The organism is Nonomuraea sp. C10, from assembly GCF_008017515.1.
GTDB classification, from domain to species: domain Bacteria; phylum Actinomycetota; class Actinomycetes; order Streptosporangiales; family Streptosporangiaceae; genus Nonomuraea; species Nonomuraea ferruginea.
Window position 1 is genome coordinate 2,063,127 of the sequence record NZ_VPFF01000001.1, and the last position, 13,900, is coordinate 2,077,026.

Below are 13,900 nucleotides of genomic sequence, written 5' to 3' on the forward strand. Positions count from 1 at the left end.
CATATGCGAATTTACGGGTAAGTAGGAACAATGCCCGTAGTGTGATTTTATGTACCTGAGTTGTACCTTTTTCTAGCTGACCCCGAAAGTCGCCACTTGTGGTGGCTAGGGCTTTTCTTCTACGCTGGGTTTGACGAAGACGGTCGCCAGGCGCGACTAATGTCGTTCTTGTGAAACCGCCGTCAGCGTCAGGGTATGAGTCCGTACAGCCGTATCCATCGAGTGCAACTGTCTCGGGGTGATCCTCCGAGCCGTACGGTTGTGTGTCTGTTTCAACCCATCCCTCCCGTAGCGAGGGAGGAGGGGCCTCCTGTCGGCCGACGTCGCATTGTGCAGACAGGAGGCCCTTTCTCATGAAAGCTTAGGCGAGGCAGAGGGAATATGAAAGAGTCTAGCTTTTCTTATGTTCTACCTCGGAGGGGCTATGCGTACCGGAGTGGTAAATCCTTGCCACCCCGGCCCGCCCGCGTTCCGTCGAAGGTGTCGCGGCACTTCTTCGTGTATGGTATGAATGTCGTTTTTGTGCCGCGCACCCTGTCGCCACCCTCGGCAGGCCGGGTCCGGGCGATCCGCGACTCATGAGTGTTGGACTCGGGAACGGGGCACGATCTAGTGTCATACGTCATGACGGCTGACGATCTTCTTATCCGGAGGGTGGAGAAGTCCGACGCGGACGACGTGTTCGCGCTGGCGCGCGAGTTCGGTCTCACCTTCCGGCCCGAGCGCGAGGCCTTCGACGCCGCGCTGCCGCTGCTGCTGAAGGACGAAGACACCCTGCTGCTCGCCGCCGTCGTCGACGGGCGCGTCCACGGCTATCTGCTCGGCTACGTCCATCTGACGCTCTTCGCCAACGGGCCCGTCGCCTGGGTGGAGGAGGCGATGGTGCAGTCGGGGTCGCGCCGGCAGGGCATCGGGCGCGGCCTGCTCGTGGAGTTCGAGAAGTGGGCGCGCGACCGCGGCGCCCGCTACGTGGCGATGGCGACCCGGCGCGCGCCGGAGTTCTATCACGCGCTCGGTTACGAGGCTTCTGCCACTTTCTACCGTAAGGTGCTGCGCTGACCTTGTCGTAGGGGGATGGCATGCTTGGTGCGTGACCATCCACCAGGTGAGCCCCCTGTTCGTCGGCCGTGCCGGCGAGCTCGACCTGCTCCTGGGTGTGCTGGGTGAGACGCGCGGCGGCGCCGCGGCCACCGTGCTGGTCGGCGGCGAGGCCGGGGTGGGCAAGACCCGGCTCATGGGGGAGTTCACCGACCGGGCCGGCGACGCGCTGGTGCTCGTCGGCGGCTGCCTGGAGCTCGGCACCGAGGGCCTGCCGTTCGCCCCGTTCACCGCCGTGCTGCGCTCCCTGGTGCGCACGCTCGGCCGCGACCGGGTCGCGGAGCTGGTGCCCGGCGGCACGACCCGAGGACTGGCGCGGCTGCTGCCCGAGTTCGGCGAGCCCGACCGCGACGGCGCCGAGGCCAGGGCGCGGCTGTTCGAGCAGCTGCTCGGCCTGCTGGAGCGGCTGGCCGAGGACCGGCCGGTCATCCTGGTCGTGGAGGACGCCCACTGGGCCGACCGCTCCACCCGCGACCTGCTCTCCTTCCTGGTGCGCTACCAGCGCGGCACCGGCCGCCTGATGATCGTCGTCACCTACCGTTCCGACGAGCTCCACCGCGCCCACCCGCTGCGCCCGCTCCTCGCCGAGCTGTCCAGGGTCGCGTGGGTGACCCGGGTGGAGCTGAGCCGGCTCAGCCGCCGCGAGGTCGCCGCCCAGGCGGCGGGCATCCTCGCCCGCGAGCCGTCGCCCGCCGACATCGAGCGGGTCTACTCGCGCAGCGAGGGCAACCCGCTGTTCGTGGAGGCGCTGCTGAGCGAGGACGGCTCCGGCGGCGTGCTCCCGGAGTCACTGCGCGACCTGCTGCTCGCGAGCGTGGAGCGGCTGCCCGACGAGACGCAGGAGCTGCTGCGCATGGCCAGCGCCGGCGGCCAGCGCATCGAGCACGACCTGCTGGCCGCCGTCACCGGGTTCGACGAGGCGGCGCTCGCCGCCCGGCTGCGCCCCGCCGTGGCGGGCAACGTGCTCGCCGTCGACGGCGAGGGCTACGCCTTCCGCCACGCGCTGATCCGCGAGGCGCTTCACGACGACCTGCTGCCCGGCGAGCACACCCGGCTCCACACCCGCTTCGCCGAGGCGCTGGAGCGTGACCTGTCGGTCCTGCCCGCGCCGCGCGGCGCTATCGAGCTGGCCCACCACTGGCACGCCGCCCGCGACACCACCTGGGCGCTCACCAGCGCCTGGCACGCCGCCGCAGCGGCCCGTCGCTCCACCGCCTACGACGAGCAGCTGCGCATGCTCTCGCGGGTGCTGGAGCTGTGGGACCACGTGCCCGACGCGGCGGAGCGCACCGGCCGCGGCCACGCCGACGTGCTGCGCCAGACGGCCGTCGTGGCCCACCTCGCGGGCGAGTACGACCGCGCCGCCGCGCTCGCCTCGGCCGCGCTCGGCGAGATCGACCGCGCCGCCGACCCGGTGGCGGCCGCCCGCGTGCTGCGGCTGCGCGGCCTCATCCGCTACGACCTGAGCCGCCCCGGCCACATCGACGACCTGTACGAGGCGGCCGCCCTGGTCCCCGCCGAGCCGCCGAGCAGGCTGCGCGGGCAGGTGCTGGAGTCGCTGGCCCGCATGCTCCACCGGCCCGACCGGCGCGCCGAGCGGATCGCCACCGCCGAGCAGGCCATCGAGATCGGCCGCCGGGCCGGCGACGACACCGTCCAGGCACAGGCCCTGATCAGCCTCACCTGGACCAGATGCCTGCGCTTCGCCGAGATCGACGAGCACCGCGGCGGCTACGCCGAGGCACGCCGGCTGGCGGTCCGCGCCGACGCCTACAACGCGCTCATGCGCGTGGCCATCTCCGAGTCCGACAGCCTGGAGGGCGCCGGACGCCACGAGGAGGCGGCCCAGGTCGCCCGCGACGGCATCGCGCTGGCCGAGCGCTACGGGCTGGCCCGCACGTCCGGCACGTTCCTGTCGATCAACCTGGCCGAGCCGCTGATGTCGCTCGGCCGCTGGGACGAGGCGCTGGAGGTGATCGAGCACGCCCTGGAGCTGGTGCCGCCCCCGCCCCACCAGACCGGGCTGCGCGGCTTCGCCACCGACATCGCGCTGGCCCGCGGCCGGCTCGACCAGGCCGCGGAGCTGCTGGCGGCCATCGGGCGCATCGTGGCCCGAGGCTCGTTCCGCGAGCAGACCGTGCTGCCCCACGGCCGCCGCGAGGCGGAGCTCCTGCTGGCCCGCGGCCGGGTCGACGAGGCGCGGGAGGCGGGCCTGCGCCTGCTGCGCTCCCACGACCTGAGGGCCGAGCCGCGCTACTCGTGGGGGCTGCTGGCGTCCCTGGCCGAGCTGGGCGGCCCGGTGGTCGCCGAGGTCCGCGCGCTCGCCGAGCGGCTGCCCGCCGACGGCGACCTGCAGCAGGCCCAGCGGCTCACCGTCACCGCCATGACCGTGACGGAGGACGACCCCGAGGCCCGGCTCAAGGCCTGGGACGCGGCCGTGGCGGCCTGGGAGGCGCTGGGTAACCCGTACGCGCGAGCCAGGGTCTGCGAGGGGGCCGCGCACGCCGCGCTGGCGTGCGGCGACCGCGAGCACGCGGCGGCGCGGCTGGCCACGGCGGACGAGCTGGCGCGGCGGCTCGGCGCGCGGCCGCTGCTGGCGCGGGTCGACGCGCTGGCCAGGCGGGCCGGGATCGCCCTGGCGGACCAGTCCGCGCCCGGCGGGCCGCCGCTCGGCCTGACCGCCCGCGAGCTGGAGGTGCTGCGCCACGTCGCCAGGGGCCGGAGCAACCGCGAGATCGCCGCCGAGCTGTTCATCGCCGTCAAGACGGTCAGCGTGCACGTGTCCAACATCCTCGCCAAGCTCGGCGTCGCCTCCCGGGGCGAGGCCGCCGCCAAGGCCCACGCGCTGCGCCTGTTCGGCGAGTGAGCGGCCTCAGCCCGTGAGCTGGGCCTCCAGGCGGTAGCCGTCGACCGTCACGTACACCTGGTCGCCGGGGCGGGCGTTGAGCCGCATCAGCACCGGCTGGAGAGAGTCGAACACCGGCTGCTGACCCTGCCACACCAGCACGATCGCGTTGTCGCCCGGGCCGGTGACCGACAGCAGCGTGCCGGGGCGCATGCCGAGCTGGGCCGCGTAGTTCTGCGGCACCGGCACCGGGCCGCCGCGCAGGTGCTCGGGCTTGACCTCGATGCGCTGCCAGCGGCGCGGATCCGACGACGGGCTCGGAGGCGGCGGCGGGGGAGTGGCCGGGGTGCCGGCCAGGTGGCCCTGGAGCATCGGCGAGCGGCCGTTGGAGAGGGCCGACAGCGTCGCGAGCGCGGCCGACGGGTCGATGGAGTTGGCCGCGGCGGCGGGGATCGGCTGGCCGCCCCTGTGGTGGTGCCCGTTGGCGCCGGGGGTGCGGCGCGGCAGCGGCTGCGGCGGGCCATCGGACGCGGCGACCGGGTCGTGGACCTGCTCGGGCGGCAGCGCGTCCAGCCACGCCTTGGCCGAGTGGGCGCGGATGCCCAGCTCCGCCATCAGCTCCACCATGTCCGCGTCCGGCTGGGCCGAGGCCAGCAGCCTGCGGGTACGGGCCTGCAGTCCCTGGATGTCGCCGACGACCAGCCAGCCGTCCTGGAGGCGGCGGTCCGGCATCAGCGTGACCAGCACCCGCCACAGCGGGGTGCGCAGGGACGGCACGGTCGCGGGATGGGCGGGGTCCGCGCCGATCAGCTGATCCTCGGTCGCGGCGGCGCCCAGCCACTCGGTGAGCCGGAACATGTGCCCGGTGATCGGGGCCGACTCCGACGAGCGCAGCCAGGTGAGCACCCGCTCCTCGGCGGTGCGCTGCGCCTGGGAGAGGATCTCGCGCTCGACGAGCATCTTGTGCGCGAGCGTGCGCAGGCTGACCGGGTCCTCGGCGAACAGGCGGTGCTCGGCCACGGCCAGCTCCAGCTTGTTCAGGCCGCGGAACAGGCTGTCGACCACTCTGACCATCGCGTGGTCGGTGTCGGACGGCACAGGGGCGGGCTGGGAGCCGTACGAGGCGGACCCGCCGGGGAGGCTCGGCAGGGAGCCGGTGTGCGGGCCGGAGGAGTCGGCCGCGGCGGGGCGCTGCGGCAGCGGGCTCTGGCCCCCGCCCACGGCGGGGAAGGAACCGGTGGACCGCTGGTCCCGGCCGACGGCGGGAAAGGAGCCCGTGGAGCGCTGGTCGCGGCCGACGGCGGGGAAGGATCCGGTGGAGCGCCGGCCCTCGTCCGGGGACGAGCTCTGCGACCGCTGGGGGTCGCCGGGGAACGAGCCGGGAGCGCGCCGGCTGTCGCCGGGGAAGGACCCGGGGGACCGCTGTTCCTCGGCCGGAAAGGAGGCCGCCGGACGCCGGGGTTCGCCGCCCGGCCGCGCGTCGTCGCCCACCCTGGGGAAGGAGCCGGTGTTCCGGCGCTCGTCGGCGGGGGCGGGGAAGGCTCCGGTGTTGCGGCGCTCGTCGGCGCGCTGCGGCAGCGGCTCGCCCTTGGCGGGGCCGCCGTTCGGGCCGGCGAAGGCGCCGGTGCCCTCGAACGCGGCCGCCGGACGCTCGCCCGCGGCGGGGAAGGAACCGGTGCCGGACGCGCCGCGCTGGACCGGCCTGGTGACCTCGGGATGCCCGGCCACGGCTTCCGGCCGGGCCGCCAGCCTGCCGAGCACCTCACGGAAGACCGTACCCATCACCGTCTCGGGAGTGGACCCCGGCGCCTTCAGGTCGGCCGGCGTCAGGCGGCGCAGGCGGTGCCAGCCGCCCAGGCCCACGATCGCCGTCCGGGCGGGCTCGGGATAGCCCGGCAGCGTCGGATCGATCGGATGCAGCGCCATGGCCGGCAGCACGTCGCCCAGCGGCAGATGATCCCAGCGCGAGGAGGCGAGGAGCGCGAGCCGCTCGCACACCCAGTCGAGACCGGTCGCGGCGAAGGCCCTCTGCAGCGGCATCGACGACCACCACGCGGACGGCAGGCGCGGATCGGACAGCGCCTCCGCGACCTGTTGCGGCCGACTCCAGCGCAGGGCAGGGACCAGGTCGCTCAGGCAGATCGATGACTCGACGTCCATCGGCGGGACCTTATCCTCCCCAGTGTGCCGCGATACGCATGTGACTGATGGTGCAGCCTACGCGGCAAGCTATCAATCGGTGTGAATAGGGTAAAGACGCTTCATGTCCAAACCGTACCGTGGACGACCCCCTACGAGGGCCACACACTCGGCACCCGCACGGCAACCGGACTCCAGAGCCTCCCTCTCGCCCGCCCCCGACAGGGTGGCGGCGAGGTAGCCGGCGGCGAACGCGTCACCGGCTCCCGTGGAGTCCACGGCCTCCGCGGGCACCGCGTCCGCCTTCGCCACGACCTGCCCGCCCACCGCCACGAGACCGCCCTGGGGCCCCAGCTTTACGACCGCTGTCCCGTAATGCTCGCTGAGGGTCTCGGCCGCCCGCTCGGGCGTGGCGGCGCCGCTGAGAAGGAGAGCTTCGTCACGATTGGGAAAGATCAATCCGGCGAGCGCCGTCTCGCCGAGGAACCGTGTCACGCCGAACTCGGCGAGCGGGCCCGTCGAGGCCGGGTCGACGCTGATCGAGGCCCCGGCGCCGGTCGCCTTCGCCATGGCCAGCCTGCTCAGGGCCAGGCCGGGCTCGCTGAACAGGGTGTAACCGGAGACGTGCAGGTGCGTCACGCCGTCGAGGAGCGCGTCGTCCCAGTCGAGGGGGGAGATCAGCTCGCCGGCGCCCCGGTTCGTCAGCATGGAGCGCTCGCCGGTGCTGTCGACCATCGAGATGACCACGGCGGTCGGGTTGGCGGTGTCGATCCGGATGTGCGGGCGGACCCCGGTCTTGGTCAGCTCGGTGATGTGCCACTCGCTGCTGTCGTATCCGCAGCGGGCCAGCAGGCTCGCGTCGGCGCCCAGGAAGGCCGCCCACGCGGCGGTGTTCGCGCCGGAGCCGCCGGGGCGCAGCGCGATGTCGGCGGCGATGTCGGAAGGGATGTCGGGGCCCGACATGACCGGAGCGCCGTGCATGGCCACCACGTCGGTGACCACGTCGCCGATGACCAGCAGGCCCTGGCCGTTCACGATCGTGACCAGGCCAGCGCGATACGGGCCGCGAGCGCGACGTTGCCGCGGACCGCGGCCAGGTTGGCCTCCAGGGAGGCCCCGCCGGTGCCGCGCACCAGGTAGCCCAGCAGGAACGGGGTGATCGCCTGGCCGGTGACGCCCTCGCGCTCGGCGGTGGCCAGGGCCTCGGCGAGCACGCGGTCGTGCAGCGCCGGGTCGAGCTGCTGGTCCTCCGGGATCGGGTTGGCCACGATCAGCGCCGTCTCCTGGCCGCCGAACGCGTCCTGGCCGCGCATGACCGCGGCCGCCTCCTCGGGCGTCTCGATCCGCCACTCCACGGGACGGCCGGAGGAACGCAGGTAGAAGCCGGGGAACTCGTCGGTCCGGTAGCCGGCCACGGTCACGCCGCGCGTCTCCAGGCGCTGCAGCGTGGCGGGCACGTCCAGGATGGACTTGACGCCCGCGCACACCACGGTGACGCGGGTCCTGGACAGGGTGTCCAGGTCGGCGGACTCGTCCTGGTCGTCCGTCCAGCCGCGGTGCACGCCGCCCAGGCCGCCGGTGGCGAACAGGCGGATGCCCGCCCGGGCCGCCAGGAACGACGTCGCCGCCACCGTGGTCGCGCCGCTCACCTTCAGCGCGGCGGCGAGCGGGAGGTCGCGCTGGCTCAGCTTGCGCAGCCCCGGCTCCATCGCGACGCGCTCCAGCGAGGCCTCGTCCAGGCCGATCCTGGCCACTCCGTCCAGCACCGCGATCGTGGCGGGGACCGCACCCTCGCGCCGTACGATCTCCTCCAGCTCGCGCGCGACCTCGAGGTTGCGGGGCCGGGGCAGGCCGTGCGAGATGATCGTGGACTCCAGCGCGACGACCGGTGCGCCCGAGTCGAGAGCCTCGGCGACCTCGTCGGACGGCTGGAGAAGGGAGTCGGTGGTGCGGCGCATGTGTGTTTCGTACTCCTTGAGTGGTCTTGTGGCGCATTGTCGGAACGGAGTGTTTCGAGGAATTTGTTCCGAACCGAGCAGCGTACGGGGGGACCGCGTCCGCGTCCACCCGTGCTCACCCGGACGGCGGCACCCCCGCGCCGCCGTCCGCCCGGGGGATCACACGAGCAGCAGCACACCCGCGAGCGACACCCCGCCGACGAGCCCGGTGGCGATCCCGCCGAGCAGCACGGTCCGCCCCCCGCGCAGCAGTCTCCGCACGTCGATCCCGGTGCCGAGGCCGAACATCGCGGCAGCCAACAGGATATTCGCCGCCTGCCCCGCCACCGCGACGGCCCCGTCCGGCACCATCCCCGTGCCGCGCACGCATGCCATGACGACGAACCCGGCCACGAACAGCGGCACCCCGGCCACCCGCCCCGCCTTCCCGCGCGGTGCCCGTGCGGGACGAACCGGTGGACCCGCGGGCAGGCCCACCCGTCCGGCATGCGCGACCTGGAGCCGCCTCCCGGGCGTGGCGTGAGACCCCGTGTACGAGACGAGGGCGACCAGGGGAGCCAGGAGGAGGACCCGGCCGAGCTTGACCGTCACGGCCGTCGTCAGGACGCCCGTGGCGGCCCCGATGGCCGCCACCTGGGCCACCTCGTGAACCGCCGCGCCCGCCCAGACGGCGAGCTGCGAGGGGGAGAGACCGAGCCAGGAGGCGGCGAGGGGGATCGCGAGCAGGGCGCCCGTGCCGTACAGGACCACCACCGCCAGGGCGGCGGCCGCCTCGTCGTCCTCGGTGCCCGCGCTGTCGTGCATGGCCGCGATCGCCGCCGCCCCGCAGACGGCCACCCCCGTCGCCACCAGCAGCGAGGCGCCCGGCGGGACGCCGAGCCTGCGGCCGGCCACCGGCGTCACCGCGAACGTCACCCCGGTGGCCACCACCACGACCACCACCGTCTGCCAGCCCAGCCCCAGGATCTGCGGCACCGAGACCTGCAGCCCGAGCAGCACCACCGCCGCCCGCAGCACCGGCCTCGACACGAACCGCAGCCCCGGCAGCAGCCGCCGGCCGGCACCCCCGAAGCCCGCCAGCGCCGCCCCCAGCACCACCGCGACCACCGCCGCGCTCACCGCGGGCACCGCCGCGTTCACCGCCAGCGCGACCCCCAGCGCGGCAGCCGACACGAGCACCCCGGGCAGCAGGGCGGGCAGGGACCGGAGAGCAGGCAGGGGCACGGCATCCAGTCTTCGGCGGGACGGGGAACGCCGGTAGCCGCTCGCCGGATGGCAGGCCATAGCCTGGGGCTATGAGTGAATTGCCCGATCTCGTCTCGCTCAAGCTGCTGGTCGACGTCGGCGAGCTGGGCAGCCTCGGGCAGGCGGCCAGGGCGGCCGGGATCGCGCAGCCGTCGGCCAGCAAGCGCATCGCCCGGCTCGAACGCCGCCTCGGCCTGCCCCTGCTGGAGCGCACCCCGCGCGGGTCGGCGCTCACCGGCGAAGGGAAGATCGTGGCCGGCTGGGCCGCGCAGGTCGTCGGCGCCGCCCAGGAGCTCGTGCGCGCCGCCGAGGCCGTCCGGCGCGGCGGGGCCGGGCACCTCAGGGTCGCGGCGAGCATGACCGTGGCCGAGTACCTGCTGCCGCGCTGGCTGGGCGAGCTGCAGAGCCGGGAGCCCGACGTCGAGGCCGGGCTGGACGTGATGAACTCCGCCGACGTGGCGGCCCGGGTGCTGGCCGGGGAGGTGGAGCTCGGGTTCGTGGAAGGGCCGGCCGTGCCTGACGGGCTGGCCGAGCGGGTGGTGGGCGGCGACCGGCTGGTGGTCGTGGTCGCGCCCGGCCATCCGTGGGCGCGCCGCCGCACCCTCCTGCGAGGTCCCGAGCTGGCCGCCACCCCGCTGGTGGTACGGGAGCGCGGGTCGGGCACCAGGGAGACGCTGGACGTGGTGTTCAGCGCGCTGCACCGGGCCAGGCCGAGGCTGGAGCTGGGGTCCAACGCGGCGGTCAAGGGCGCCGCCCAGGCGGGGGTGGCCCCCGCGGTGCTCAGCGTGTACGCGGTGGAGGCGGAGCTGACCACCGGGCGGCTGGTCGAGGTGCCGCTCTACGGGCTGGACCTGGCACGCACCCTGCGGGCCGTCTGGCGCAGGGGCCGCCCCCTCACCGGCTCCGCCGCCACTCTCCTCTCCATCGCCGCCCGCCCGGCCTGACGGAAGAGCGGCCCGGGTCCGATGGCGGGGCCGGGATCGGAGGTCCTAGAGTGCGGAGAATGGGGACTTTCGACGTGGTCATCGCCGGAGGCGGGCACAACGGGCTGGTCGCCGCCGCCTATCTCGCCCGGGCCGGGCGGCGGGTGCTGGTGCTGGAACGGCAGGACCACACGGGCGGCCTGGCGATCTCGGCCCGGCCGTTCCCGGGCGTGGACGTGCGGCTGTCGCGCTACTCCTATCTGGTCAGCCTGCTGCCGACGAAGATCGTCAAGGATCTGGGCCTGAAGCTGGAGCTCCGCCGCCGCCGCTACTCCTCGTACACGCCCGTCGGCGACACCGGGCTGCTCGTCGACGGCGAGGACGCGGACCGCACCAGGGCCTCGTTCCGGGCCGTCACCGGCGGCGAGGCCGACCACGCCGCCTGGGAGGCGTTCTACGGCATGACCGCGACGGCCGCGCGGGCGCTGGCGCCGACGCTGCTGGAGCCGCTGCGGCCGGCGGCGGAGGTGGAGAAGCTGGTCGGCGCCGAGGCGTGGCGCGACCTGTTCGCCCGCCCCATCGGCGAGGCGGTGGACGAGCGGTTCGCCGACGACGTCGTGCGCGGCGTGGTGCTCACCGACGCGCTGATCGGCACGTTCGCCGACCCGGCCACCGACCTGCGGGCCAACCGCTGCTTCCTCTACCACGTGATCGGCGACGGCACCGGCGAGTGGAACGTCCCGGTGGGCGGCATGGGCGCCGTCTCCGGCGCGCTGGAGACCGCCGCCCGCGCGGCCGGCGCGGAGATCAGGACCGGCGCCGAGATCGTCGGCATCGCGCCCTCCGGCGAGGTGACGTTCCGTACGGACGATGGCGAGCACACGGTCACCGGCGGGCACGTGCTGGTCAACCTGCCCCCCACAGTGCTGGACCGGGTGCTCGGCCGCGCGCCGGGCCTGCCGGAGGGGGCGCAGCTCAAGGTCAACATGGTGCTCTCCCGGCTGCCCCGGCTCAAGGACGCCGGCGTGGACCCGAAGGCGGCCTTCAGCGGGACGTTCCACATCAACGAGAGCGGCGGCCAGCTCGCCCGCGCCCACGCCCAGGCGGCCGGCGGCGACATCCCGGACCTGCCGCCCGCCGAGGTCTACTGCCACTCGCTCACCGACCCGTCCATCCTCGGCCCCGGCCTGCGCGGCAAGGCCGAGACGATGACGCTGTTCGGCCTGCACATGCCCGCCCGCCTGTTCCGCCAGGACCCGGACGGGGCCAGGGAGCGCGCGCTGCGCGCCACCCTCGCCTCGATCGACTCGGTGCTGGCCGAGCCGATCGAGGACTGCCTGCTGCGCGCCCCCGACGGCACCCCGTGCATCGAGGCCAAGTCCCCCGTCGACCTGGAGAACGAGGCCGGCCTGCCGGGCGGTCACATCTTCCACCGGGACCTGAGCTGGCCGTACGGGGAGGAAGGCGGCTGGGGCGTCGAGACCGAGCACGAGCGCATCCTGCTGTGCGGGGCCGGCGCCCGGCGCGGCGGCGGGGTGAGCGGCATCCCCGGCCACAACGCCGCCATGGCGGTCCTGGGGCGCTGACCTGCCTTCATCGGGTTCTCAGAATGTTCCTCTAGCGTGGTGCGCATGAACGAGGCTGCCCGGTTGCTGGTGGTGGACGACGAGCCCGCCTTGCGCGAGGCGTTGCAGTCGAGCCTGGAGTTCGAGGGCTACAAGGTCACCACCGCCGACGACGGGCAGGAGGCCCTGGACGAGCTGGCCGGCAGCCCGTACGACGCCGTGCTGCTCGACGTCATGATGCCCCGGCTCGACGGGCTGACCGCCTGCCGCCGGCTGCGGGCCGGCGGCAACCACATCCCCGTGCTCATGCTCACCGCCCGCGACGCCGTCGGCGACCGCGTGTCCGGACTGGACGCGGGCGCCGACGACTACCTGGTCAAGCCGTTCGAGCTGGACGAGCTGCTGGCCCGGGTGCGCGCGCTGCTCCGGCGCGGCGCGCTCAGCGGCCCGAACGCGCCCGAGGACGCGCTGTCCTTCGCCGACCTGCGGATGGACCCGGTGACCCGCGAGGTCACCAGGGGCGCGCGGCGGCTCGACCTGACCAGGACCGAGTACCTGCTGATGGAGCTGTTCCTGACGCACCCGCGCCAGGTGCTGACCCGCGACCAGATCCTGGCCGAGGTGTGGGGGTTCGACTTCGAGCCCACCTCCAACTCGCTCGACGTGTACGTGATGTACCTGCGGCGCAAGACCGAGGCCGGCGGCGAGCCGCGCGTCATCCAGACCGTGCGCGGCGTCGGCTACGTGCTCAGAGGCTCGCCATGAGGAGACGCAGTCTTCGCTCGCGGCTGACGCTCCTGGTCGCCGCGGCGGTGGCGATAGCCGTCGCGGTCTCCGCCGTGGGCTGCTGGTACTTCGTCCGGCGGGAGCTGTCCTGGCAGCTCAACCAGTCGCTGCGGGACATCGCCGTGCCGGTCAAGGCCATGCAGGGGGCGGTGCGCAACTGCTCCTCCGAGCCGGCGGCCGCGCTCGACGGGCACCCGGCGTTCACCGAGCCGATGCAGATCGTCTTCCCCGGCGGCGAGCGCTGCGTCATGGGCAACACCGCGATCAAGGTCACCCCCCACGAGAGGCGGATCGCGGCCGGCTACTACGGCCAGTGGGAGTTCTACGACGGCCGCGCCGACGACGGCACCCCGCTGCGCGTCTACGTCAGGAACGTGGACGAGAACGCCGCGTTCGTCGTCGGCAGGCCGGTGGAGGAGATCAACGACACCCTGCGCAGGGTGACGGTCCTGCTGGCCGGCGTCGCCGCGCTCGGCGTGCTGGTCGCCGCCTCGGTCGGGCTGCTCGTCTCCCGCGCCGCGCTGCGCCCGGTCGGCCGCCTGACCAGGGCCGTCGAGCACATCGCGCAGACCGAGGACCTCGACACCCGGATCCCGGTCGAGGGCGGCGACGAGATCGCCCGCCTGAGCGCCTCCTTCAACGCGATGACGGCCGCGCTGGCCGGCTCACGCGACCGGCAGCGGCAGCTCGTCGCCGACGCCGGGCACGAGCTGCGCACCCCGCTCACCACCCTGCGCACCAACATCGACCTGCTGCTGCGCAGCGAGCAGACCGGCCGCAGCCTCGACCCCGGCGCCAAGGAGCGGCTGCTGGTCAACGTCAAGGCGCAGTTCGCCGAGCTGACCACGCTGGTCGGCGACCTGCTGCAGCTGGCCCGCGGCGACACCGACCACGAGCCGCACGCCGAGCTCGCCTTCCAGCAGGTGGTCACCGCCGCGGTGGAGCGGGCGCGGCTGCGCGGAGCCGAGATCGCCGCCGACCTGGAGCCGTGGTACGTGGTCGGCGGGGCCGCCTCGCTGGAGCGGGCGGTGCTCAACCTCCTCGACAACGCCGCCAAGTTCAGCCCTGACAGCGAGGTGGAGGTGACCCTCCGGGACGGCGAGCTGACCGTACGGGACCACGGGCCGGGCATTCCTGAGGAGGAGCTGCCGCACGTGTTCGACCGGTTCTGGCGCTCGCCCTCGGCCCGGTCGCTGCCGGGCTCCGGGCTGGGCCTGGCCATCGTCCACCAGGCCGTCAAGGAGGTGGGAGGAGAGATCAGGCTCCGCAACGCGGCCGACGGCGGCGTGGTCGCGACGATGACCCTGCCGGGCACGCCTGCCCCCGGCGCGCGGGCGTGAG

At 74.0% G+C, this 13,900-nt stretch carries 10 protein-coding genes; 6 read left to right on the forward strand and 4 right to left on the reverse strand.

Annotated features, from left to right (window positions below; translation table 11 throughout):
- The first annotated feature begins 654 nt into the window (after positions 1 to 654).
- Positions 655 to 1,059, forward strand: a complete 405-nt coding sequence (locus FR742_RS09225) for a GNAT family N-acetyltransferase (protein ID WP_261808438.1) — start codon at positions 655 to 657, stop codon at positions 1,057 to 1,059.
- Between the two features lie 31 nt (positions 1,060 to 1,090).
- Positions 1,091 to 3,964, forward strand: a complete 2,874-nt coding sequence (locus tag FR742_RS09230) for a helix-turn-helix transcriptional regulator (protein WP_148030562.1) — start codon at positions 1,091 to 1,093, stop codon at positions 3,962 to 3,964.
- Positions 3,965 to 3,970: 6 nt separating this feature from the next.
- Here FR742_RS09230 and FR742_RS09235 read toward each other — a convergent pair whose 3' ends face one another.
- The 4 genes from FR742_RS09235 to FR742_RS09250 all read right to left on the reverse strand — a co-directional run bounded on the left by FR742_RS09235 (position 3,971) and on the right by FR742_RS09250 (position 9,264).
- A complete protein-coding gene (locus FR742_RS09235; RefSeq protein WP_148030563.1) occupies positions 3,971 to 6,103 on the reverse strand; it encodes a hypothetical protein in 2,133 nt (710 codons plus the stop codon).
- Between the two features lie 72 nt (positions 6,104 to 6,175).
- Positions 6,176 to 7,117 (reverse strand): carbohydrate kinase family protein, encoded by a 942-nt coding sequence (locus FR742_RS09240; RefSeq protein ID WP_148030564.1) that lies wholly within the window; start codon positions 7,115 to 7,117, stop codon positions 6,176 to 6,178.
- A complete protein-coding gene (locus tag FR742_RS09245) occupies positions 7,114 to 8,040 on the reverse strand; it encodes a pseudouridine-5'-phosphate glycosidase (protein WP_148030565.1) in 927 nt (308 codons plus the stop codon). The genes FR742_RS09240 and FR742_RS09245 overlap by 4 nt, the downstream gene beginning before the upstream one ends.
- A gap of 159 nt (positions 8,041 to 8,199) precedes the next feature.
- The gene (locus tag FR742_RS09250; protein WP_187281063.1) at positions 8,200 to 9,264 is read right to left on the reverse strand and encodes a YeiH family protein; all 1,065 of its coding nucleotides are present in this window, start codon (positions 9,262 to 9,264) and stop codon (positions 8,200 to 8,202) included.
- Between the two features lie 71 nt (positions 9,265 to 9,335).
- Here FR742_RS09250 and FR742_RS09255 point away from each other — a divergent pair, with 71 nt between their 5' ends.
- The 4 genes from FR742_RS09255 to FR742_RS09270 are packed head-to-tail and all read left to right on the forward strand — an operon-like array spanning position 9,336 to position 13,899.
- Positions 9,336 to 10,229, forward strand: coding sequence for a LysR family transcriptional regulator (locus FR742_RS09255; protein WP_148030567.1), 894 nt, complete (start codon positions 9,336 to 9,338; stop codon positions 10,227 to 10,229).
- Between the two features lie 59 nt (positions 10,230 to 10,288).
- Positions 10,289 to 11,794: an NAD(P)/FAD-dependent oxidoreductase gene (locus FR742_RS09260; protein WP_148030568.1), complete on the forward strand. Its 1,506-nt coding sequence runs from the start codon at positions 10,289 to 10,291 to the stop codon at positions 11,792 to 11,794.
- Positions 11,795 to 11,839: 45 nt separating this feature from the next.
- Positions 11,840 to 12,538 (forward strand): response regulator transcription factor, encoded by a 699-nt coding sequence (locus FR742_RS09265; protein WP_148030569.1) that lies wholly within the window; start codon positions 11,840 to 11,842, stop codon positions 12,536 to 12,538.
- A complete protein-coding gene (locus FR742_RS09270) occupies positions 12,535 to 13,899 on the forward strand; it encodes a cell wall metabolism sensor histidine kinase WalK (RefSeq protein WP_148030570.1) in 1,365 nt (454 codons plus the stop codon). Before FR742_RS09265 ends, FR742_RS09270 begins: the two co-directional genes overlap by 4 nt.
- Position 13,900 lies beyond the last annotated feature (1 nt).

Excerpts from the sequence above, each read along its gene's own strand:
- FR742_RS09260 (WP_148030568.1), top strand. The coding sequence starts at position 10,289 with ATGGGGACTTTCGACGTGGTCATCGCCGGAGGCGGGCACAACGGGCTG.
- FR742_RS09245 (WP_148030565.1), bottom strand. The coding sequence starts at position 8,040 with ATGCGCCGCACCACCGACTCCCTTCTCCAGCCGTCCGACGAGGTCGCC.
- FR742_RS09255 (WP_148030567.1), top strand. The coding sequence starts at position 9,336 with ATGAGTGAATTGCCCGATCTCGTCTCGCTCAAGCTGCTGGTCGACGTC.
- FR742_RS09265 (WP_148030569.1), top strand. The coding sequence starts at position 11,840 with ATGAACGAGGCTGCCCGGTTGCTGGTGGTGGACGACGAGCCCGCCTTG.
- FR742_RS09270 (WP_148030570.1), top strand. The coding sequence starts at position 12,535 with ATGAGGAGACGCAGTCTTCGCTCGCGGCTGACGCTCCTGGTCGCCGCG.
- FR742_RS09235 (WP_148030563.1), bottom strand. The coding sequence starts at position 6,103 with ATGGACGTCGAGTCATCGATCTGCCTGAGCGACCTGGTCCCTGCCCTG.